The sequence below is a fragment of the Kribbella sp. NPDC050241 genome (assembly GCF_044459685.1).
GTDB lineage: Bacteria > Actinomycetota > Actinomycetes > Propionibacteriales > Kribbellaceae > Kribbella.
The window spans coordinates 175,810-195,497 of sequence record NZ_JBITJE010000009.1 but is presented as its reverse complement, the minus strand read 5'-3'; the positions used below and the strand labels follow the sequence as shown (position 1 = coordinate 195,497).

22 protein-coding genes and 1 pseudogene are annotated in these 19,688 nt (G+C 68.6%); 16 read left to right on the top strand and 7 right to left on the bottom strand.

Translation table 11 applies throughout. From position 1 onward, the window contains the following. Nucleotides 1-90: 90 nt before the first annotated feature. Nucleotides 91-996, top strand: coding sequence for a helix-turn-helix transcriptional regulator (locus ACIBG5_RS33685; RefSeq protein ID WP_396395563.1), 906 nt, complete (start codon nt 91-93; stop codon nt 994-996). A gap of 29 nt (nt 997-1,025) precedes the next feature. On the opposite strand, the gene ACIBG5_RS33680 is transcribed toward ACIBG5_RS33685, so the two are convergent. Further along, nucleotides 1,026-1,934: a LysR family transcriptional regulator gene (locus tag ACIBG5_RS33680; protein WP_396395562.1), complete on the bottom strand. Its 909-nt coding sequence runs from the start codon at nt 1,932-1,934 to the stop codon at nt 1,026-1,028. Nucleotides 1,935-2,007: 73 nt separating this feature from the next. Here ACIBG5_RS33680 and ACIBG5_RS33675 point away from each other — a divergent pair, with 73 nt between their 5' ends. The 4 genes from ACIBG5_RS33675 (at nt 2,008) to ACIBG5_RS33660 (ending at nt 5,674) form a co-directional block, all read left to right on the top strand. Continuing rightward, on the top strand, nt 2,008-2,913 hold the full coding sequence (locus ACIBG5_RS33675; RefSeq protein ID WP_396395561.1) for an EamA family transporter: 906 nt from the start codon (nt 2,008-2,010) through the stop codon (nt 2,911-2,913). A 25-nt stretch (nt 2,914-2,938) separates the two neighbouring features. Further along, complete coding sequence (locus ACIBG5_RS33670) at nt 2,939-3,232, top strand: antibiotic biosynthesis monooxygenase (RefSeq protein ID WP_360445311.1); 294 nt, start codon at nt 2,939-2,941, stop codon at nt 3,230-3,232. A 4-nt stretch (nt 3,233-3,236) separates the two neighbouring features. After that, nucleotides 3,237-4,298: a serpin family protein gene (locus ACIBG5_RS33665; protein WP_396395560.1), complete on the top strand. Its 1,062-nt coding sequence runs from the start codon at nt 3,237-3,239 to the stop codon at nt 4,296-4,298. A gap of 209 nt (nt 4,299-4,507) precedes the next feature. After that, the gene (locus ACIBG5_RS33660) at nt 4,508-5,674 is read left to right on the top strand and encodes a serpin family protein (RefSeq protein ID WP_396395559.1); all 1,167 of its coding nucleotides are present in this window, start codon (nt 4,508-4,510) and stop codon (nt 5,672-5,674) included. Here the strand turns inward: ACIBG5_RS33660 and ACIBG5_RS33655 are convergent. Then, on the bottom strand, nt 5,655-6,203 hold the full coding sequence (locus ACIBG5_RS33655) for a TetR/AcrR family transcriptional regulator (protein ID WP_396395558.1): 549 nt from the start codon (nt 6,201-6,203) through the stop codon (nt 5,655-5,657). The genes ACIBG5_RS33660 and ACIBG5_RS33655 overlap by 20 nt on opposite strands. Beyond that, complete coding sequence (locus ACIBG5_RS33650) at nt 6,200-6,643, bottom strand: SRPBCC family protein (protein ID WP_396395557.1); 444 nt, start codon at nt 6,641-6,643, stop codon at nt 6,200-6,202. The genes ACIBG5_RS33655 and ACIBG5_RS33650 overlap by 4 nt, the downstream gene beginning before the upstream one ends. An 83-nt stretch (nt 6,644-6,726) precedes the next feature. On the opposite strand from ACIBG5_RS33650, the gene ACIBG5_RS33645 reads away from it, so the two are divergent. The 5 genes from ACIBG5_RS33645 (at nt 6,727) to ACIBG5_RS33625 (ending at nt 10,969) form a co-directional block, all read left to right on the top strand. Beyond that, nucleotides 6,727-6,921, top strand: coding sequence for a hypothetical protein (locus ACIBG5_RS33645; RefSeq protein WP_393387242.1), 195 nt, complete (start codon nt 6,727-6,729; stop codon nt 6,919-6,921). A 4-nt stretch (nt 6,922-6,925) separates the two neighbouring features. Further along, on the top strand, nt 6,926-7,603 hold the full coding sequence (locus tag ACIBG5_RS33640) for a PhzF family phenazine biosynthesis protein (protein ID WP_396395556.1): 678 nt from the start codon (nt 6,926-6,928) through the stop codon (nt 7,601-7,603). 78 nt (nt 7,604-7,681) lie between these two features. Beyond that, on the top strand, nt 7,682-8,524 hold the full coding sequence (locus ACIBG5_RS33635) for a nitrilase-related carbon-nitrogen hydrolase (protein WP_396395555.1): 843 nt from the start codon (nt 7,682-7,684) through the stop codon (nt 8,522-8,524). 28 nt (nt 8,525-8,552) lie between these two features. Next, nucleotides 8,553-9,959 carry a dihydropyrimidinase gene (gene hydA / locus ACIBG5_RS33630; RefSeq protein ID WP_396395554.1) on the top strand — a complete coding sequence of 469 codons (1,407 nt, stop codon included), beginning with the start codon at nt 8,553-8,555 and terminating at the stop codon, nt 9,957-9,959. Nucleotides 9,960-9,976: 17 nt separating this feature from the next. Continuing rightward, on the top strand, nt 9,977-10,969 hold the full coding sequence (locus tag ACIBG5_RS33625) for a TIGR03842 family LLM class F420-dependent oxidoreductase (protein WP_396395553.1): 993 nt from the start codon (nt 9,977-9,979) through the stop codon (nt 10,967-10,969). On the opposite strand, the gene ACIBG5_RS33620 is transcribed toward ACIBG5_RS33625, so the two are convergent. Further along, on the bottom strand, nt 10,939-11,490 hold the full coding sequence (locus ACIBG5_RS33620) for a winged helix-turn-helix transcriptional regulator (RefSeq protein WP_396395552.1): 552 nt from the start codon (nt 11,488-11,490) through the stop codon (nt 10,939-10,941). The two genes, ACIBG5_RS33625 and ACIBG5_RS33620, sit on opposite strands and share 31 nt — an antisense overlap. 29 nt (nt 11,491-11,519) lie before the next feature. Here ACIBG5_RS33620 and ACIBG5_RS33615 point away from each other — a divergent pair, with 29 nt between their 5' ends. From ACIBG5_RS33615 to ACIBG5_RS33605, 3 genes are all read left to right on the top strand, one after another. After that, nucleotides 11,520-11,897: a VOC family protein gene (locus ACIBG5_RS33615; RefSeq protein WP_396395551.1), complete on the top strand. Its 378-nt coding sequence runs from the start codon at nt 11,520-11,522 to the stop codon at nt 11,895-11,897. Continuing rightward, nucleotides 11,894-12,229: a YciI family protein gene (locus tag ACIBG5_RS33610; RefSeq protein ID WP_396395550.1), complete on the top strand. Its 336-nt coding sequence runs from the start codon at nt 11,894-11,896 to the stop codon at nt 12,227-12,229. The genes ACIBG5_RS33615 and ACIBG5_RS33610 overlap by 4 nt, the downstream gene beginning before the upstream one ends. A gap of 78 nt (nt 12,230-12,307) precedes the next feature. Continuing rightward, nucleotides 12,308-14,650 carry a hypothetical protein gene (locus ACIBG5_RS33605; protein ID WP_396395549.1) on the top strand — a complete coding sequence of 781 codons (2,343 nt, stop codon included), beginning with the start codon at nt 12,308-12,310 and terminating at the stop codon, nt 14,648-14,650. Between the two features lie 44 nt (nt 14,651-14,694). Here ACIBG5_RS33605 and ACIBG5_RS33600 read toward each other — a convergent pair whose 3' ends face one another. Both ACIBG5_RS33600 and ACIBG5_RS33595 read right to left on the bottom strand, forming a co-directional pair. Continuing rightward, nucleotides 14,695-15,108: a cytidine deaminase family protein gene (locus tag ACIBG5_RS33600; protein WP_396395548.1), complete on the bottom strand. Its 414-nt coding sequence runs from the start codon at nt 15,106-15,108 to the stop codon at nt 14,695-14,697. Between the two features lie 20 nt (nt 15,109-15,128). Continuing rightward, nucleotides 15,129-16,337 carry an ABC transporter substrate-binding protein gene (locus ACIBG5_RS33595; protein WP_396395547.1) on the bottom strand — a complete coding sequence of 403 codons (1,209 nt, stop codon included), beginning with the start codon at nt 16,335-16,337 and terminating at the stop codon, nt 15,129-15,131. 272 nt (nt 16,338-16,609) lie between these two features. Between ACIBG5_RS33595 and ACIBG5_RS33590 the strand changes: the two are divergent. Beyond that, nucleotides 16,610-17,746, top strand: a pseudogene (locus ACIBG5_RS33590) (MFS transporter); the annotation flags it as partial. 15 nt (nt 17,747-17,761) lie between these two features. Here the strand turns inward: ACIBG5_RS33590 and ACIBG5_RS33585 are convergent. After that, nucleotides 17,762-18,811, bottom strand: coding sequence for a carbohydrate kinase family protein (locus ACIBG5_RS33585; protein ID WP_396395546.1), 1,050 nt, complete (start codon nt 18,809-18,811; stop codon nt 17,762-17,764). 145 nt (nt 18,812-18,956) lie between these two features. On the opposite strand from ACIBG5_RS33585, the gene ACIBG5_RS33580 reads away from it, so the two are divergent. Further along, nucleotides 18,957-19,337, top strand: coding sequence for a hypothetical protein (locus ACIBG5_RS33580; protein ID WP_396395545.1), 381 nt, complete (start codon nt 18,957-18,959; stop codon nt 19,335-19,337). Continuing rightward, on the top strand, nt 19,330-19,494 hold the full coding sequence (locus ACIBG5_RS33575) for a hypothetical protein (RefSeq protein WP_360445271.1): 165 nt from the start codon (nt 19,330-19,332) through the stop codon (nt 19,492-19,494). Before ACIBG5_RS33580 ends, ACIBG5_RS33575 begins: the two co-directional genes overlap by 8 nt. Nucleotides 19,495-19,688 lie beyond the last annotated feature (194 nt).

Sequence of the window (19,688 nt, the reverse complement as noted above, 5' to 3'; positions counted from 1 at the left end):
GCGCGCGCTCGGAGCCTGGTGGTGAGAGCCTGGTTATCCTGGTATTGACACCACCTGGCACCAGGCTGGATCTCGCGCCAGGATAGGACCATGACCACCATCCCAGCCACCACCGACAGAATCTCCGCGCCGGCTCCGACACCGGCGTCCGCGGACACGACGGGCAGCGTGGTCAAGGCGGAGCAGCGGCGGGAGCTCGGGGTGTTCCTGCGCAGCAGGCGGGAGCGGATCCAGCCGGAGGAGGTCGGCCTCGCGCCGGGTGGCCGGCGGCGGACGCCGGGGCTGCGGCGGGAAGAGGTCGCGCTGCTCGCCGGAGTCGGCGTCACCTGGTACACCTGGCTCGAGCAGGGCCGGGACATCAACGTGTCGGCGCAGGTGCTCGAGGCCGTGGCCAACACGCTGCGGCTCGACCGGCTGGAACGCAACCACCTCTACACGCTGGCCGGCATCCAGCTCGGCCCTGCGCGCGGCGAGTGCTCGGTGCTGCCCGCGTCGATCCAGAAGATGCTCGACGCCGTCTCGCCGTACCCGGCGCTCGTGCTGAACTCGCGCTACGACATCCTCGCGTTCAACGACGCGTACTGTGACGTGGTCCTGGACATGCGTGCCATCCCGGTCGAGGAACGCAACATGCTCTGGCTGACCTTCGTGTCGCAGGAATGGCGGTGCAGCTTCGCGGAGTCGGAGTCGATGAAGCACCACATGGTCGCCGCGTATCGGGCCGCGCTCGCCCACCACCTGGGCGAGCCGGTGTGGCAGGACCTGACTCAGCGGCTCCTCGCGAGCTCCCCGCTGTTCGCGGAGCTCTGGGAGCGGTACGACGTCGCCGCGCCGAGCACCCGGATCAAGGTCCTGGACAACGCCAGGGTCGGCATGCTGCGCATCGAGCCGGCCACCATGTGGCTGACCCAGGCCGGCCAACTCCGCGCCAACGTCTACACCGCCGCCGACGAGGACACCGAAGCCAAACTCCGCATCCTCGTCGGGGCCGGCTGAGGGGCGCTCAGCCGGGCGATCACATCCGGTCAGGCGGTGTCGCGGTCGGGCCAGACCGTCTTCAGGGTCTGCAGGGTGACGGCGATCGCCGGGCGACGGGCGGTCGTCGTGCGCCAGACGGCGTACAGGCGGCGGCTCGGGGCCGGCTGCAGCGGTACGACGACCACACCGTCGGGGAGCGTGCCACGGCCGAGCCGGGGGAGCAGGCCGATGCCGATGCCTCGGGCAAGCATCGCCAACTGCGTCTGGTACTCCGCGACCGAGTAGGCGATCTCGGGCTCGACGCCGGCCCGGCGCATCGTCCGGACCAGCCATTCGTGACAGATCGAGCCGGCCGGTTGGCAGATCCATCGCTCCCCGACCAGGTCCTCCGCCCGGACAGACTCCTTGCCGGCCAGGCGGTGCGCCGCCGGGACGAGGACGTCGGCCGGATCGGAGCCGAGCTTCACCCGGGACAGTCCCTCCGGCAGGCTGAGCGGAGTGTTCTGCCAGTCGTGCACCACCGCCACGTGGATTTCCCCGCGACCGACCGCGGCAACTGCCTCGAACGGATCGGTCTCGGTCACCCGCACATCCAAACCCGGGTTCTCGTCGATCAGCCGTGCCAGCGCCTGCGGCAGGAGGCCGCGCGCGGCGGTCGGGAACGCGGCGATCTTCAAGGTGCCGATTGCCTGTCCACGTTGCTCTTCCAGCGTCAGTTCAGCGTCCTCGACCAGCTCAAGGATGCGCGCGGCGGTCGACGCCAGCTGCCGGGCGGCGTCGGTGAGGACGATCCCGCGTCCCTGCCGCTCGATCAGCGTCGTCCGTGTCTCGCGCTCCAGCTTGGTCAGCTGCTGGGAGACCGCCGACGGCGTGTAGCCGAGCACCTCGGCCGCGCGGTTGACCGACCCGTACTGCGCGACTGCGTGCAGGGCTCGGAGTCGGCCGAGATCAATCATTCAGCACTCCTAAAGTGATGGCGGTAGTAATCGGTGCTAGTCCTTAAGTGTACGCCGACCCAGACTGGACCGCATGAAACCTCGTGACCTGCTCCTCGCGCTCGCGGTCGTCGTGGTCTGGGGCGTGAACTTCGTCGTCATCGAGGTGGGCCTCGAGGACTTCCCGCCGCTGCTCTTCTCCGCCTTGCGCTTCTTCTTCGCCGCCGTCCCGGCGATCTTCCTGCTCGGCCGTCCACCAGTGGCCTGGCGGTACGTCGTCGGGGTCGGTCTCGCGCTCGGGGTGGCGAAGTTCGGGCTGCTGTTCACCGCGATGGATCATGGCGTCCCGGCCGGACTGTCGTCGCTGGTGCTGCAGTGTCAGGTGATCTTCACGGTCCTGTTCGCGGTCGCCGTACTGCGGGAGCGGCCGCGCAAGGCGCAGGTGATCGGCATTGCGATCGCCTGCCTCGGGATGGTGCTGATCATGCTCGACCGCGGACTGGCCGCACCGCTCGGCGCACTGTCGTTGGTGATCGTCGCCGGTGCGTTCTGGGGCGTGTCCAACACCATCACCCGCTATGCCAAGCCGCAGGACACCTTGCGCTTCATGGTCTGGGTCAGCGCGGTCGCCGTCGTACCGCTGCTCATCCTGTCGCTCCTCACCGAGGGACCGCACACGGATCTCGAGGCCCTGCGCGGGATCGACCTGACCGGCATCGGGGCGATCGGCTACCTCGCCTTCGCCGCAACGCTGTTCGGATTCGGTGCCTGGGGCTACTTGTTGCGCCAGTACGACGCGAGCACCGTCGCACCCTTCTCTCTGTTGGTGCCGATCGTCGGCATGGCCGCGGCGTGGGGGTGGCGCGGTGAGGCAGTCGGCCTGCAGCAGGCGATTGCGGCGGTCCTGGTGATCGGTGGCATGGCGTGCACCGTCGTACGACGCCGGCCTCGGACCAAGGCGGACGCCGAGCGACCGGCACTGGTGGAGCCCGTCGGCTGATCCGGTGTGTGAGAGGGTTGGCCGCATGGTGCTCGAAGTGGCGTTGTTCGATGTGATCGCCGGCCAGGAAGACGCGTTCGCGGCCGCCTATCTGCAAGCCCGCAAGCAACTCGAGAACGCCGACGGCAGCCGGACCATTCGGATGTCGCGCGGTATCGAGACCTCGACGCGCTTCGTGCTCCAGGTCGAGTGGGACTCGCTCGAGGCGCACGAGGCGTTCCGGGCGAGCGAATCCTTCGGTGTCTGGCGCGGCCTGATCGGCCCGCACTTCGCGAACCCGCCGCACGTCGAGCACTTCACCGACGTCCAGGACAGTTGACCGGATGGATGCGCAGCAGGTCAGTCGGCTGACCGCTCGGTGGATCGAGAAGCTGCCTGGCGAGGGCAGCACGGTTGTCTCCGGGCTCGGCATCCGGCCGCTGCTCGCGATCCTTGCCCAACTCGCCGTCGGACCCGCGCGGGACGAACTCGTCGAAGCCGCCGGCGGACCGTACGACGGTCTGCTGCAGACCCCCGAACTCCGGATGGCGCTCGGTCTGTGGACGCGGCCGGAGGTCCCGCTGCAGCCGGGAGTCGACCGGTTCCTGCCGCCCGAGGTCCGCGGCACGTTGACCGATCAGGCGGCGCTGGACGCGTGGGTGGTCGAGCAGACTGACGGACTGCTGGACCGGATGCCGATCCAACTGACGCCCGAGGTGCTGCTGGTGCTTGCGTCCGCGTTGGCGTTGCGGACGAAGTGGGTGCTGCCGTTCAACGAGTATCCCCGCGATGGGCAACGGTGGCTGAGCCGGTCCGACGATGACCTCGACAGCGTGCGCGTGTACGAGAGTGCGGCCGGACCGTTGACCGTGGCAACAGTCGTCGGCACTGGGGAGTTCGACGTACGGCTCGTGGTCGGTGAGACCGGTCGTGGGCGGGGCGCTGTGCTGGCGGCGGCGGTCGAGCTGAGTGGCGACGGCGTGAGCGGGTCGGAGGTGCTGGCGGCTGAGGCGTCGGCGCCGGCTCTGGAAGTGATCGACTCGATGTCGCCGGTGCCGTCGGTGCTGTTGTCGTTGCCGTACTTCGAGGTCGATGCCGAGCATGATCTGCTCGAGCATCCGGACGTGTTCGGGCTGACGTCGGCGATGGATTCCAGCGAGGGGCACTTCCCTGGCCTGAGTTCGCAGCCGTTGGCGATCGACCAGGCCAAGCAGGCGGTGATGGCTCGCTTCTCCGCCACCGGCTTCGAAGCGGCCGCCGTCACGACAATGGCGATGGCCGCCGGGTCCGCGCCGATGCCTGGCGCGAAGGCATTGCTCGTATCACTGGTGCAGCCGTTCGGGTTCATCGCTGTGCACCGGCCGACCGGCGTACCTGTCGTCGCCGGCTGGGTGAACTACTCGTAGGGATTGGCCGGGGCGGTCACAGGTTCGATCGTCTCGACGGTCAGTGCGGCGTCCGTGAAATGAAAATCGGCGTCATCTCGGCGAATAGTCGTGGTGGGGTGCGGACGCCCAGGCCATCACCTCGGCATGGACCTGGCGCATCCGCGGGGAACGACCGCGGAGCCGGGCGATTGTGATGGCCTGGGCGTCCGGCGTGGCAGGGTGGAGATATGGATGCCGACGTGGTGCGCGCAGTCAATGACCTCACCGCTCGCTGGGCCCGCACGCTTCCGGCGGGGAACACTGTCGTGTCCGGGCTCGGTCTGTGGCCGCTGCTCGCGATCCTGGCGACGGCCGCGGATGAGCCAGGCCGGACCGAGTTGGCGCAGGCCGCCGGTGTCGACGCGGCGGCGGGGTCCCGGGACGCCCTGTCGCTGGTTCGGGCGATCGAAGGCTCGGCCGATCTGCATGCGGCGCTGGGCGTTTGGGTGAATGAGCAACTGAAGCTCGCGGAGACGTTCGACAGTGTCGTGCCGGCGCCGCTGATGGGAACGCTCACCGGTCGTGCCGCCGTCGACAAGCCGAAGCTCGACGCGTGGGCCGCGGAGCACACCAGCGACTTGATCCGCGAGATGCCGGTCGAGATCAACCCCGACGTGATGCTCGTCCTCGCCTCGGCGCTGTCCCTGCGCACCACCTGGGTCCGACCGTTCACCGAGCAGATCAAGCGCGTCCAGGCCGGACCGTGGGCGGGCAGCCGGTGGCATTGGTTGGAGCGCGTCGACAGCGACCTCGACGCCGTACGGCGGTACGACGACCTGACCGTGATCACGGTTCGCGGCGATGCGGATGTCGACGTACTGCTCGGGGTTGGATCGGGTTCGCAGCCAGAAGTGCTCGCGGGTCTTCTCGGTGCCGCGGCCCGTCCGGCTGACGGCCTACCTGGGAGTGCGCTGATCGATCAGGGGGAGCCCGGTACGGAGCTCGCGCCGGGGGTGAAGGTGGGGCAGACCACGGCGCCGCGGCCCGATCTGAAGCTGACGCTGCCGTCGTTCAATGTCGAGGCCGAGCACGACCTGCTGGAGTTGCGTGAGCTGTTCGGGTTGACCACGGTCACCGCGGATCCCGGGGTCCGCGGCCACTTCAGTGCGATCAGCCCGGTGCCGCTCGCCGTCGGGCAGGCGAAGCAGAAGGTGCTCGCGCGGTTCTTCGCGACCGGGTTCGAGGCCGCGGCGGTCACGTCGATGGCGATGGTCCGGGCCTCGATGCCGACCCGCCAGGCCCGCCGGCTCGAGGTCGCGCTGGACCAGCCGTTCGCGTTCACCGCAGTACTGCGGGAATCGCGGCTGCCGATCGTTGCCGGCTGGGTCGCAACCCCTACAGAGCCGGGAGACTGAACAGCCGGTTCAGCAGCGCGGACGCCTCGTCGACGCCGACCTGGTCGCCGGTGAGGAGCAGGTCGAACAGCAGACCGCGAGACGCCGCCAGACCGAGCCGCGCGTACGCCGGTGCCTCGTCGGGTGGGATGCCCGCGCGGATGCACAGCTCGATCACCGGCGGAAGCCAGACGTTGATCAGGTCCGCCTTCAGTGCCTCGGTGTGCGGGCGATTCTGCATCGCGTGAGCGCTCAGCTCGAAGAACAGCGGCCCGTAGATCAGGGCCGCCTCGGTGACGCGGCGCCAGAACAGGTCGTTCTGCTCCTCCACCGGCAGATCGGTTGCCAGCACCTCGGTCAGCAGGTCGCGCTGTTGCTGCTCGACGGTCCGGACCACTTCGGCGAGCAGTCCTTCGCGGGAACCGAAGTGGTAGATCAGCATCCGGTGGCTGGTGCCGATCGAGCCCGCGATGCTGCGCAGGCTCGCGTCGCCCACGCCGTGTTTCGCGAAGTGCTCGACGGCACCGTCCAGCAGGCTCTCTCGGCTCACTGGGTGTCAGTGGTCGGGGTTGTCTGCTCGCTGACCTGCTTCAGCTTCTCCGTCTCCGTCTCGATATAACGCTGCGTGAGACTCGCGTACAGCCTGCCGAACAGCCAGCCGAGCGGACCTTCCTGAATGATCGTGGCGGTCGCGACCGTGCCCTCCGGCGTACTAATGACGCGGTGACCGCCGGTGGTCTTCAGGCCGAGCGCCCGGGAGACCCACTCGAAGTACTCGCCTTCCTTGAGGTCTGTCACCTCCCAGACCGCGGGCCGGAGCTTCGGCTGGCGGATCCGCGTCTTGGAGCCGACGTGGATGCGACCTGCGTCGAGCCGCTCGACGGAGTCGATGGTCGTCGGGGTCCACTCGGGCCACCTGGCGACGTCGCTGTAAACCTCCCAGACCCGCTGGGGCGTGGCCTGGACCTTGACTGAATGATCGAAGCGCATGTACCAAATGGTACATCAGGTCTTTGTCAGGCTTCGACAGGCGTCTGCTGTGGCTTCACTCGCGCCAGGTAGGGTCTGGGGCCATGGCTGACCAGAACGTCCCGCAGAACGTCGACAACGAGCAGGACCCGGGCGCGAACACCCAGATGTTCCGCGCCTTCGTGAGAGAGGGCCAGGCCGAGGCCACCACCGAACCGAAGGTGAACGGCCGGGTGCTGGCTGTCGTCGGCGCCGCCGTGGTGCTCATCGCGGTCATCGCCGCGATCGCCGTCTTCTGAGTCCTTGACCCTGATCCCGGTCGACGTCGTCCGGGTCTTCACCGACCCCGACGGACGCTTCGGCAACCCGCTCGGCATCATCGACGGTGCCCTCGTGCCGCCCGCGGACCGGCTGCGGGTGGCCGCCGAGCTGGGCTACAGCGAGACCGTGTACGTCGACGACGCCGCGTCCGGCGCGATCCGAATCTTCTCCGCGACCACCGAAATGCCCTTCGCGGGCCACCCGACCGTCGGCGTCTCGTGGTGGCTGCACTCCCAGGGACACTCCGTGGACACGTTGCGAGTGCCTGTCGGTGACATCGCCGTCACGCGGCAGGGCGATCTGTTCGCCGTACAAGCGGACACCGCCTGGGGAAGCGACTGGGACTGGCGGGAACTCGAGTCCGCCGAGGCCGTCCTGGCCGCCGACCCGGCGTCGTACACCGCCGGCCACTCGTATCTCTGGGCCTGGCTGGACGAATCCCGCGGCCTCATCCGGGCCCGCGCCTTCGCACCCGCCATGGGCGTCCGGGAGGACGAGGCAACAGGCTCAGCCGTCACCCAACTGACCGCCCACCTGGCCCGCGACCTCCACATCATCCAGGGCGCCGGATCCCACCTCTACACCACTCACCTCCCGCCCAGCCATGCCACAGTCGCCGGGCAGGTCGTCGCCGAAGCCTCCCGCACCGTCACGATCTGAGCGCCCGATTTCTGCATCCGTTGACGGTTGTGGGGGCGCGGATGGAGCATGGGTGCTCGGCTAGTTGGGGAGGTTCTGGTGGCGGAGGTTGTCAGGGCTGGGTTGGTGCAGGCGTCGTGGACCGGTGACAAGGAGTCCATGATCAAGGCCCACGAGGAGTACGCGCGGCAGGCGGCTGCGGCCGGGGTACGCGTGTTGTGCTTCCAGGAGTTGTTCTACGGGCCGTACTTCTGCCAGTTGCAGGATCCCAAGTTCTACGAGTACGCCGAGTCCGTGCCGGGGCCGACGACCGAGCGGTTCGCCGCGCTGGCCAAGGAACTCGGCATGGTCATGGTGCTGCCGGTCTACGAGCACGAGCAGCCGGGGGTGCTCTACAACACCGCGGCGGTGATCGATGCCGACGGCAAATACCTGGGTAAGTACCGGAAGAACCACATTCCGCAGGTGAAGGGGTTCTGGGAGAAGTTCTACTTCCGGCCCGGGAACCTCGGCTATCCGATCTTCGACACCGCGGTCGGCCGGATCGGCGTGTACATCTGCTACGACCGGCACTTCCCGGAGGGGTGGCGCGCGCTCGGGCTGGCCGGGGCGAAGATCGTGTTCAACCCGTCCGCGACCAGCCGGGGACTGTCGGCGTATCTGTGGAAGCTCGAGCAGCCGGCCTCAGCGGTGGCCAACGAGTACTTCATCGGCGCGATCAACCGGGTCGGCATCGAGTCCGACTTCGGTGACAACGACTTCTACGGTACGTCGTACTTCGTCGACCCCGAGGGCAAGTTCGTCGGGGACGTCGGGCACGACCACGATCCGGAACTGATCGTCCGGGACCTGGACCTGAACCTGCTGGACACGGTCCGCGACCGCTGGCAGTTCTACCGCGACCGCCGCCCGGACGCGTACGGCGACCTGACCAAACCGTAGGACGAACCGTCTCGAAGGAGAATCCGGCATGACGTTGCTGGTCAAGGGTGGGACCGTCGTCGGGCCGACCGGGACGCAGGTTGCGGACGTCCTGGTCCAGGGCGAGAAGATCGTTGCCCTGCTGGATCCGTCGTTCAGCCAGTCGATCACTCCGGACGAGGTGATCGATGCCGCCGGCAAGTACGTCATTCCGGGCGGGATCGACGCACACACGCACATGCAGCTCCCGTTCGGCGGTACGGCGGCCAGTGACACCTTCGACACCGGGACCCGGGCAGCGGCCTGGGGCGGGACCACGACGATCATCGACTTCGCCGTCCAGCGGACCGGTGAGGTCGTCCAGGACGGCCTGGCCGCCTGGCACGCGAAGGCCGACGGCAACTGTCACATCGACTACGCCTTCCACATGATCCTCGGCGGCGTCGACACCGACGCCCTGAAGGCGATGGACCAACTGGTCGCCGACGAGGGCATCACCAGTTTCAAGCTGTTCATGGCCTACCCCGGGGTCTTCTACTCCGACGACGGCCAGATCCTGCGGGCGATGCAGACCGCGCGGGAGAACGGCGCGATGATCATGATGCACGCGGAGAACGGCATCGCGATCGACGTACTCGTGCAGCAGGCACTGGCCCGCGGGGAGACCGATCCGATCTACCACGGCATCACCCGCCCGGCCGCGCTCGAGACCGAGGCGACCAGCCGTGCGATCGCACTGGCCGAGGTGGCGAAGGACTGCCCGCTGTACATCGTCCACCTGTCCGCGAGCGGAGCCCTGGAGGCGGTCGCCACCGCCCGCGACGCCGGCCGGAACGTGTTCGCCGAAACCTGCCCGCAGTACCTGTACCTCACCCTCGAGGATCAGCTCGGTGCGCCCGGATTCGAGGGCGCGAAGTGGGTCTGCTCGACCCCGCTGCGCAGCAAGCACGAGTCGCACGCGAAGGACCTGTGGAAAGGGTTGCGGAGCAACGATCTGGCGATCGTGTCGACCGACCACTGCCCGTTCTGCATGAAGGACCAGAAGGACCTCGGCGTCGGCGACTTCTCCAAGATCCCGAACGGGATCGGCGGCGTCGAGCACCGGGTCGACCTGATCTACCAAGGGGTGGTGGACGGTCAGCTGTCGCTGGAGCGCTGGGTCGAGACGATCGCGACGACGCCGGCCCGGATGTTCGGGCTGTACCCGCAGAAGGGCATCGTCGCGCCCGGCTCGGACGCCGACCTGGTCGTCTACGACCCGAACGCGACCACCCGGATCAGCGTCGACACGCACCACATGAACATGGACTACTCGGCGTACGAAGGGGTCGAGATCCAGGGCCGGGTGGGCACGGTGATCTCGCGCGGCGAGGTGATCGTGGCCGACGGCAACTACCATGGCCGGAAGGGCCGGGGGAAGTTCCTGCGGCGCGGCCTGTCGTCGTACCTGCAGTAGAACAAGGGGGGAAGACCGTGGACTTCGGAGTGGTGTTCCAGTGTGATCCGCCGGCGTCCGCGGTCGTGGAGCTGGCGCGCAAGGCGGAGGACGCGGGGTTCGGCTACGTCTGGACGTTCGACTCGCACCTGCTCTGGCAGGAGCCGTTCGTCATCTACAGCCAGATCCTGGCCGCGACGCAGCGGGTGATCGTCGGCCCGATGGTGACCAACCCGGGCACCCGGGACTGGACCGTGATCGCGTCCCAGTTCGCCACGCTGAACGAGATGTTCGGCAACCGGACGATCTGCGGGATCGGCCGTGGCGACTCCGCCCTGCGCACGCTCGGGGCGAAGCCCGGCACGATCGACCAGATGAAGGAGTGCGTCCGGGTGGTCCGCGCGCTGGCCCGCGGCGAGACAGTCGAGTATCGCGGCCAGCAGCTGAAGTTCGCCTGGGTCGACAACGGCGCGCTGGACGTGTGGGTCGCGGCGTACGGGCCAAAAGCACTGGCCGCGACCGGTGAGGTCGGCGACGGCTACATCCTGCAGCTCGCCGACCCCGACATCGCGGAGTGGATGATCACGGCAGTACGACGTTCTGCCGAGGAGGCCGGCCGTGATCCCGCGGCTATCAAGTTCTGCGTCGCAGCACCGGCGTATGTCGGGGACGACCTGGAGCACCAGCGCGAACAGACCCGCTGGTTCGGCGGGATGGTCGGCAACCATGTGGCCGACATCGTCGGCCGCTACGGCACGTCGGGCGCGGTACCGAAGGCGCTGACCGACTACATCGAGGGCCGGAAGGGCTACGACTACGCCGAGCACGGGCGGGCCGGCAACACCCACACCGCCTTCGTCCCGGACGAGGTGGTCGATCGCTTCTGCATCCTCGGCCCGGTCGACCGCCACATCGCCCGGCTGACCGAGCTGAAGGCGCTCGGCGTCGACCAGTTCGCGGTGTACCTGCAGCACGACGGGAAGGAAGAGACGCTCGCGGCCTACGGCAAGGACGTCATCCCGGCGTTCTGAAGCCGTTCCGCTGCTTGGGCCAGGCGGCGGCCGGTGCCGGTCGCGCCGTACAGCGTCGCGGGCGGGTAGTCGGTCGTCACGGTCCTGGAGACGAGGCCGGCGGTCGCGAGGTCCTTGAGGGCCAGGGCGAGGGCGCGGTTCGACATGCCGGGGAGGGCTGCGCGCAGTTCGGAGTACCGGCACTCCCGGTTGAGCACGGCCAGGATCGGCAGCGACCACTTCCGCAGGCCGACGTCCTCCAGTTCGAGCTCGACGAGCAGATCGGTCAGCGCGACGGATGGGTCGCCGAGCCGCTCGCCCTCGATCGTGAGCAGGTACTCCGGCCTCAGCGGGTGCCCGTGACCCGGGTTGCGCTCGATCAGGCCCGCGTCCGTGAGGAAGGCGAGCGTACGGCGCAGTGACTCCCGGCTGACGCCGAGCGTGTGAGTGAGGTTCACGAAACGTCCGCCCTGCCCGCGGTGCAGCTCGGCGAGCACCGGGACGGCCCAGCGGAGGTGCAGCAGGCGGGAGAGCGTTGACACGAAAGTAAGCCTAGTATAAAAACAGGACTATGAGCGGGATCGAGTACGACGGGCGCGCGGTCTGCGCCCTGGACGTCGGCGACCTGGAGCGGTCGCTGCGGTGGTACGAGCAGGCGCTGGGCTTCGAGGTCGTGCACCGGCTGGACGCCTGGGGGTGGGCCGAGCTGAGTACGCCGCTGCCGGGGATCTCGATCGGGATCGGGCAGGTCGAGGACCCGAAGACGGATGGCGGAGTCGTCGTCACCTTCGGCGTACGGGACATCGACAAGGCGCGCGAGCACCTCGAATCGCACGGGACGCGCTTCGACGGCGAGACGCGGCTGGTCGCCGACGAGGTTCGCCTCGCCACCTTCTACGACCCCGACGGCAACACCTTCATGCTCTCCGAGCGAGTGGCGCAGGCGTGAGTACGCCGCCGCGGCCTGGGATGGAGAGCCTCACACTCGTCCTGCTCCGGCGTCCCGCAGACCCGCCGGCCCTGCCCGAGGACGAGCAGGACCGGATCCAGCAGGCACATCTCGCCTTCCTCGATGCGCGTCGCACGGAGGGCGTGATGGGTGCGGCCGGCCCCTTCCGCGATCACGACGACGAGACGCTGCGCGGGCTGTGCCTCTACCGTGTCGGCATCGAGGAGGCCCGCCGCCACTCAGCCGACGATCCAGCCGTCCGCGCCGGCATCCTGACCGCCGAGGCCATCACCTGGTGGTTCCGCGAGGGCGAGGTCCGGCTGCCCAGCTGAGCGTGCTGCGGGCTGTAATGATCGGGCCGCATCGGACAGAAGCTGGGTATGAGAGCTTTCCGCCGATCACTCGTGCCGATGGCGGTGACGTTACTGGTCACAGCCATCGGTCTATCCTCCCCATCCGCTGCCGCGCCGCCTCCGGCCGTCCAGCCGGCAGGGCTCGAGCGCGCCGTCACCCTGATCACGGGTGACCGAGTGCAGACCTCCCCGGATCTGCGCCAGGTCCGGTTCGTCCCCGGCCCGGGCCGGGAGAACGTTCACTTCTCGATCCACCGGACCCCCGGCGCCGTCTTCGTCGTACCGTCCGACGCCGGCCGGTTGATCGCCGACGATCGGCTCGACCGGCGGCTGTTCGACCTGCGCCAGATGCTCAACTACGACGACGGCCTTCCGCTGGTCGTCACCTCCTCCGGGCCGGCGGCGGTCCGGGTCTCGAAGGCCAAGGCCGCCGACCTGTACGCCGAACTGGCCGGCACCCACCGGTCCGCAGAGCCCATCGGCAAGATCTGGCTCGACGACGGGCGCACTGCGCCGCCCGCAGCCTCAACCAGGGTCAACCTGCAGGTGGTGCCGAGCACCGACGCGATCGAGTACGACGTGCAGCGCTGGCCGCACACCGACGACACTCCGCAGGACAAGACCGTCACCTACACCAACGACGGCGACCAGCCGGTTCCGCTCGCGCTCGAGGCCGAGCTGACGGCGCCTGACGGCGCACCGGCGGCCGAGTCTGCGGTGCAGCTGAGCGCGTCGTCGCTGACCGTTCCGGCACATGGCACCGCTGAGGTCGTCGTCACCTCGAACACCAACCACACCGGGCCCGACGGGCAGTACACCGGCCGGCTGACGGCGCGACTGGCCTCCGGTGACACGCTCACCACCACTCTCGCCGTACTGCGTGAGGTGGAGAGCTACGACCTGACCGTCCGTCACCTCGACCGGACCGGCGCGCAGACATCGGGTTACTACGACTTCCTCATTGATCGCGACGCGACCGAAGGGCACGACGGGTCGCAGGAGTTCTTGGGGGGCGACGGCAGCGAGTACAAGGTGCGGGTTCCCAAGGGGCACTACCTGCTGGAGTCCGTCTTCGGCGTCTACGCCGAGAGCAAGGAATCGATCGATCTGGTCCTGCCGCAGCTCGATGTGACGGCTGATCGCACGATCACGTTCGATGCCCGGCAGGCGAAGCCGGTCAGGCTCTCGGTCCAGGATCAGCGGGCCGGCAACGGATTCACCATCGCCGCCTTCGAACTGGTGACGCCGTTGTTCAACCGCGGCGGCGGCATCGGTGGCACCGGTGATCCGGCCCTGTTCGTCGGTCAGATCGGTCCGACGGTGCCCGGACTGACCAGCACCCTGCACAGCGAGTTCGGCGTCGGCACACCCACCCCGGACGGTGAATACATCGACAGTCCGGTGGTGTACCACCTGAACTGGTCGAAGCTCGACGGATACTTCGACGGCTTCACCAAGGCCGTTCGCGACAGCGAGCTGGCCACGCTGCGGCCCACGATCACAGCGGGCGCCGCAGAGACGACCGCAGCGTGGTTCGCCTGGCGGATCTCGCCCAGGATCGGCATCGACTTCGGCGAGACCTACCGGTACACCAAGCTCCCGGCCACACCGACCATCCGGGTGACCGTGGCCGACGACTTTCGCTGGCAGCCCCAGGTCCGGTACTCGGGCAGCGACCCGCTCGGCTTCACGCAGTCCGCCGTCACCTGCCAGGCCGGGCGGACGTGTCCCAGTCAGTGGGGCGACACGGTCGTGACGCCGGTCGCTGCCCACGCTCGGCTGCTGCAGTTCCAGTCCTTCGACGCCGTCAACCAGACTGACCTCTCGCGGGCGGGTGACGTCCTCACGCTGTCGGCTGCGGGTGCCGACGGGTCCGGACATGTCGCGCGCAGGACCGGAACCTTCACGGTGAGCCCCGACGGAGACACCCGCGTCAAGGTGCCGAACGACGGGACCGCGACGGTCGACGTCTCGCCGGACGAGGCGACGTACAAGCTGGACCTCGTGACCGTGGGGTCGCCGCTCGGAGTGTCCACCAGGACCATCAGTTCGTGGCGGTTCAGGTCCGGTACGACGGCCACCAAGACCGCTCTGCCGCTGTGGACCGTCGGCTACCGGCCAGCTGTCGAGACCGGTGCGACACACATGCTGCCCTTCGAGCTCAAACCGTTGCTCGGAGCAAAGGTCGGCCCGCTGACCACCGTCGGCTTGCAGACGTCAACCGACGACGGCGCGACCTGGCAGCCGGCCAAGGTCCGCGGGACCGGCCTCAACCGGTACGTCGCCGAGATCAGCACCCCGGCGGGCGCGCAGACGGTGTCGGTGCGAACCACCGCCGCCGACGGCCAGGGCAACACGGTCGACCAGGAGATCGACCAGGCCTACAAGCTGCATCACTGATCCCGTTCCGGATGGCTCCGGCGCTCGGAGCCGTCCGGCATGGGTCAGGGGTTCGGTGTCCAGCGGTAGGCGCCCGGGAGGAGGTCGGTGGCCAAGACCGAGCCGACGCCCTCGGCAGTCGGCAGGATGACGCGGATGCCTGGGTGGTAGTCGACCAGGATCTGCCGGTCGCGACCGCACGGGCCGACGACGCCTCGACCTTCGTTGCCTACGGCCACGATCGTGGTGAGCTCGCGCGCGCCCTCCGCCCGCGCTCGGCCGAGCGCCACCAACTCGGCGCACGGCCCGCCGGTGAAGTGGTACAGGTTGATGCCGGCGTACATCCGTCCGTCCACACCGCGCACCGCGGCACCCATCGTGTAGACGCCATCCGGTCCGTCGGTGTTCGCGTCCACGGTCCGGCGGGCCAGCTCGATCAGCTCGCGGTCGTCATCGGTGAGTGGGTGCACGGTGATCATGCACCCACTCTGCCATCCGGTCAGCCGGTGATGCGCTTGAGTTCCGCGTTCACCACGGCCTTGACGGCCTTGATCTCGGTGGCCGGATCGGATCCGCTGCGGATGATCCGGTTGAGCGCATCGGAGTACGCCGAACTGGACTTGGGCGACCACAGGATCGGGGTCTGGGCGTGCCCGTTCTGGTTGACGAACGTGACCGCGTCGGCCGCCGGGCCGGACTTCAGCTTCTCCGCCTTCGCGGCCAGGCTCTTGCGGGCCGGGATGTGGAAGCCGTACGACTGGGCGAAGTCGAGCTGCTTGTCGGTCTGGCCGACCCACAGCCACTGGACGAACTTCTTCGCCGCGTCGACGTTCTTCGACTTCGCGTTGACGCACGACCCGTACGCGCCGACCGGGACGCTCGGCTTGCCGGTGCTGGCGTTCAGCTTCGGCCACGGCAGTACGCCGTAGTCGTCCGGGAACGCCTTCTCGATCACCGGCAACGTCCACAGGCCGGTGAACTGCATCGCGGTCAGCCCCTGGGTGAACGCGGACGGGTCGGACCAGTCGGTCGGTGCCCCGAGCAACAGAGTCTTCGAGGTGAACAACTCGCGCAGCTTGCGCAGCGACTCGGCCGCGGCCGGGTCGTCGAAGCCGAACTGGTTGTCGTCGGTCAGGTAGTCCAGGCCGGCCGACCAGAGCGCCGGTCCGCCGAGCACGCCGACGCCGCCGTCGTTGCCGACGAACAGGCCCTTCACCTTGTCCGTGGTCAGCGCCTTCGCGGCCGCGAGCAGCTCGTCGACCGTCTGCGGCGGCTGAAGGCCGGCCGCGCTGAGCAGGCTCCTGCGGTAGACGAGCAGCTGCATGTCGGTGACCTGCGGGATCGCGTAAAGCCTGTCCTGGTAGGACATCCGGGCGATCAGCGACGGAGTGAAGTCGTGCCAGGTGTCGCCGAGCAGGTCGGTCAGCTCGACCACCTGACCGGCCTTGATCATGTCGATCGTCGGACCGTTGACGTACTCGAAGACGTCCGGACCCTGGTCGGTCAGCAACGCGGTAGCGGTCTTCTTGTCGTAGTCGCCCGGCGACCACTGGATGCCGACCGTCGCGTCCGGGTACTCCTTCGCGTACCTCTCGACCGCCTGCTGGGTCCCGGCCTCGCCGTACTGGTGATACCACTGCGCCAACGCCGGCTTCGACCCGCCGGACCCGGTCTCCGGCCGCCCCGAGTCGGACCTACACCCAGCCACAGCCAAAGCCGCCAACCCACCACCCGCCGCCAGCACCCGCCGCCTGCTGATCCCAGCACCCACCATCACACGTCCTCCATCCAGCGCAGTCCCACAGCCCGCGCACCACCCAAGACCCTACGACTGAGCAGGCGCACGACGCCGAACTTCCAGGTGGTGAGAACCGCGATCGCGTATGCTGTGCCACATGTCTTCTTCTCGTGACTAGAGAGGGTTCCTGCGCTGGATGGCGCGGTTGAGCCCAGTTTGTTCGGATCTCTAGGAGCGAATTCATGTCCGGCACTTCTCGTGCCGGGAGCTACCGTGATGTTGTCTTGCTGCCGTTCGCGTTGCGCACGTTCGTGCCGGCGTTGTTCGGGCGGCTGGCGTACGGTCTGCTCCCGTTGTCCCTGCTGTTCACTGTCCAGCACTCCACCGCTTCGTTCGCGACCGGCGGGACGGCCGTCGCGTTGTTCGGTCTCGCATCGTTGTCGATGCCCTACAAAGCCCGTCTCGTCGACCGTTTCAGCCAGCGTCGCGTCCTTCCCCTGCTGGCCGCCGGCTCATCCGTCGCTCTCGTCGCATCGACTCGTACGGCGGACAGCGTCGTGCTGCTGCTGGTCGGTACGGCGGGACTCCTCGCACCACCGTTGGGACCGTCGATGCGGTCGAACTGGCGGCTGCTCACCGACGGCTCCGACCTGAAGGAACGGGCCTACGCGCTGGACGCCGTCTGCGAGGAATCGCTGTACCTGGGCGGTCCGCTGCTCGCCGGCGTACTGATCAGCGTCGCATCCGCCCGGTCGGCGCTCACCTGTTGCGCCGTCCTCATGATCACCGGGACCATCCTGATGGTCACGAGCCCGATCACGACCCACACAACCGCGGCGCCGCCGAACCGCCATCCGTTGGGGCCACTCACGATCCGGCCGCTACGGCGGATCCTGCTCGTCATCATGGTCACCGCGTCAGGCGTCAGCATCGCCTATCTCTGCGTGGCCGGCGTCGCTCAACGGGCCGGCAACCCCGGCGCGGCCGGGTACGTCGAGGCGGGCATTGGTCTGGGCAGCGTCGTCGGCGGACTCCTCTGGGCGCGCCGGAAACACACGCGGTCCTGGCCGATTCACCTTGCCGGGCTGATCGGCGTACTTGCCATCGGGCTATCGGCCGCGTCGCTTGCACCCAACCTCGTCGTCCTCGGGGTCGTGATGGCGGTCGCCGGGCTCGCTGTGGCTCCGCTGTTCGTGGTCGCCTACCTGGCGGCGGACGACGTCACTCCGGCGCACCAGCGCACCGAGGCGAGTACGTGGATCAACACGGCCAACAATCTCGGCAGCTCGGCCGGCTCGGTGCTTGCCGGGCTGGCGATCGACCGGGCGTCGCCGACCCAGGGGTTCCTGGCCGGCGGCGTACTGCTGGCGGTCGTCGCCGCGACGGTCTGGCGGTCAGGCGTCGGACAGGCGGGCGATGGTGGCCGACGCCCGGCGGACGATCGGGACGGGGCCCTCGGGGAGGACGTCGCCGATGAAGGTGTAGTGCTGCAGGATGTCAGGGTCGACGCCTCCGGGACGGTGCCGGCTGTGGTCGCGGACCCAGTCGATGATGTCGCCCCAGCCGGGGGCCGCGAGCGATCCGCCGAAGTGCTGGACGGACAGGCCCGCGCACAGGTTGCCGAAGGCGAGGCGGTGGGCCAGCGGCCAGCCGCGGAGGGTGCCGAGGACCAGTGACGCCAGGAAGACGTCGCCCGCGCCGGTCGGGTCGTAGGACCGGACCGGCAGCGCGGGGACCTGCTCCTCCTCGCCCGTGGTGGAGTCGATCGCGAGTACGCCGTCCGCACCGTTGGTGACCACCGCGAGCGGCACTCGATCGGCCAACTTGTGCAGCGCGGCCTTCGGCGTGTCGGTGCGGGTGTAGGCCATCGCCTCGCCCGCATTCGGCGTGAACGCGTGGAAACCCTCCAGTACGTCGAGCACAGCCGGGGACCACTCGTCGGTCGGGTCCCAGCCGACGTCGCCGAACAGCAGCGCTCCGGACTCTCGCGCCTCGACGGTCCAGCCGGGCAGCTCGTCGGCGACCGGCACGATCGCGGACCGGGTGTTCAGGCCCGGGCCGACCAGTTTGCTCGGGTCGCCCGGGGCCTCGTGGGCGTGGGTGACCATCGCGCGGTCCCGGTCGATCGACATCGAGACGGTGACCGGGGAGTGCCAGTGGCCGATCCGGCGGGAGTGGGACAGGTCCACGCCCTCCTGGTCGGCCAGCGTCCGCCAGCAGAAGTCGGCGTACACGTCGTCGCCGAAGACGGCCGCGAGACCGCTCTTCAGGCCGAGGCGGGCGGCCGCGATGGCGAAGTTCGCCACCCCGCCCGGGCAGGAGCCCATCCCCTCGGCGAAGATCTCGGTCCCGGTGGTCGGCGCGGACTCCAGGCCGGTGAGCACGATGTCGAGGAACACCGTGCCTTGCACGAACACGTCGTACGCGTCGGGTTCGTTGGTCACGGTGACACTGCTCCTTGTCATCCTTGGTCGGTCGCTGGTTGCCGGCGCGGTTCTGTCCGTGCCGGGTGGAATGCTCCTTCGTAGCATCATCGACCGGTCATCACCACGGGTTTGGGAGGACGTTTGTGAGTGGCGGGGTGTGTCCATGATTCCGACCTGGATCTCGGTCGTGGGTGTGGTGATGACCGTGATGAGCCCGCTGCTGGCGCTCGGCGGTGTGTTCCTGGGCTCGTACCTGACCCGGAAGTCGGATCGTGAGCTCGACGTCTGGCGGCACCGCGAGGAGACGATGCGGATGGTCCGCTGGGCGGTCGAGCAGATCCTCGAGGGTGACGAGGCGGGGACGGACGCCGGAGTCGTGACACTGCGTTCACTGATGCGGTCGGAGCTGTTACAGGCTGAGGACTACGATTTGGTCGCCGCGTTGACCGCCTCCGTTGCGATCGACCGGGTCGGCCCGGCCGCGTACGCTGATATTGCGGATGCTGATATCGAGGTCGTCGAGGGAGACGAGGAGCATGGCTGAGAAGAAGACCGTGAGGGTCTCTCGTCAGGCCGTCGAGTTGGCCCGCCTGCACGTGGAGGCCGCGCGCAGGGCCGGCCGGAAACCCGAGCCGGGAGTGGCCCGCATCGCGGGTGCCCGCCCGGACAACGGCAACGGCGCGTCACCGGCCCCCGCCTGAGAGTTCGGTCCGGCGCTGGTTCGCCGCAGTACAACGATTGACGTCGTAGACCGTCTATCGGACGCACCCGTTCGGAGCGGCACGCCTGGTCGGCGGCACGCCCGGAACCACCTACACTGATCGACGGCCGCTCCGGTGGCGTACGGTGCCATGGTGGTTACCACTGCGTCGCTCCCTGTTCCCGACCACGGCCG

Bases quoted from the DNA above. Each gene is read 5' to 3' on its own strand.
- ACIBG5_RS33685 (WP_396395563.1), top strand. From the start codon at position 91: ATGACCACCATCCCAGCCACCACCGACAGAATCTCCGCGCCGGCTCCG.
- ACIBG5_RS33680 (WP_396395562.1), bottom strand. From the start codon at position 1,934: ATGATTGATCTCGGCCGACTCCGAGCCCTGCACGCAGTCGCGCAGTAC.
- ACIBG5_RS33675 (WP_396395561.1), top strand. From the start codon at position 2,008: ATGAAACCTCGTGACCTGCTCCTCGCGCTCGCGGTCGTCGTGGTCTGG.
- ACIBG5_RS33670 (WP_360445311.1), top strand. From the start codon at position 2,939: ATGGTGCTCGAAGTGGCGTTGTTCGATGTGATCGCCGGCCAGGAAGAC.
- ACIBG5_RS33665 (WP_396395560.1), top strand. From the start codon at position 3,237: ATGGATGCGCAGCAGGTCAGTCGGCTGACCGCTCGGTGGATCGAGAAG.
- ACIBG5_RS33660 (WP_396395559.1), top strand. From the start codon at position 4,508: ATGGATGCCGACGTGGTGCGCGCAGTCAATGACCTCACCGCTCGCTGG.
- ACIBG5_RS33650 (WP_396395557.1), bottom strand. From the start codon at position 6,643: ATGCGCTTCGATCATTCAGTCAAGGTCCAGGCCACGCCCCAGCGGGTC.
- ACIBG5_RS33645 (WP_393387242.1), top strand. From the start codon at position 6,727: ATGGCTGACCAGAACGTCCCGCAGAACGTCGACAACGAGCAGGACCCG.
- hydA (WP_396395554.1), top strand. From the start codon at position 8,553: ATGACGTTGCTGGTCAAGGGTGGGACCGTCGTCGGGCCGACCGGGACG.
- ACIBG5_RS33615 (WP_396395551.1), top strand. From the start codon at position 11,520: ATGAGCGGGATCGAGTACGACGGGCGCGCGGTCTGCGCCCTGGACGTC.
- ACIBG5_RS33605 (WP_396395549.1), top strand. From the start codon at position 12,308: ATGGCGGTGACGTTACTGGTCACAGCCATCGGTCTATCCTCCCCATCC.
- ACIBG5_RS33600 (WP_396395548.1), bottom strand. From the start codon at position 15,108: ATGATCACCGTGCACCCACTCACCGATGACGACCGCGAGCTGATCGAG.
- ACIBG5_RS33580 (WP_396395545.1), top strand. From the start codon at position 18,957: ATGATTCCGACCTGGATCTCGGTCGTGGGTGTGGTGATGACCGTGATG.
- ACIBG5_RS33575 (WP_360445271.1), top strand. From the start codon at position 19,330: ATGGCTGAGAAGAAGACCGTGAGGGTCTCTCGTCAGGCCGTCGAGTTG.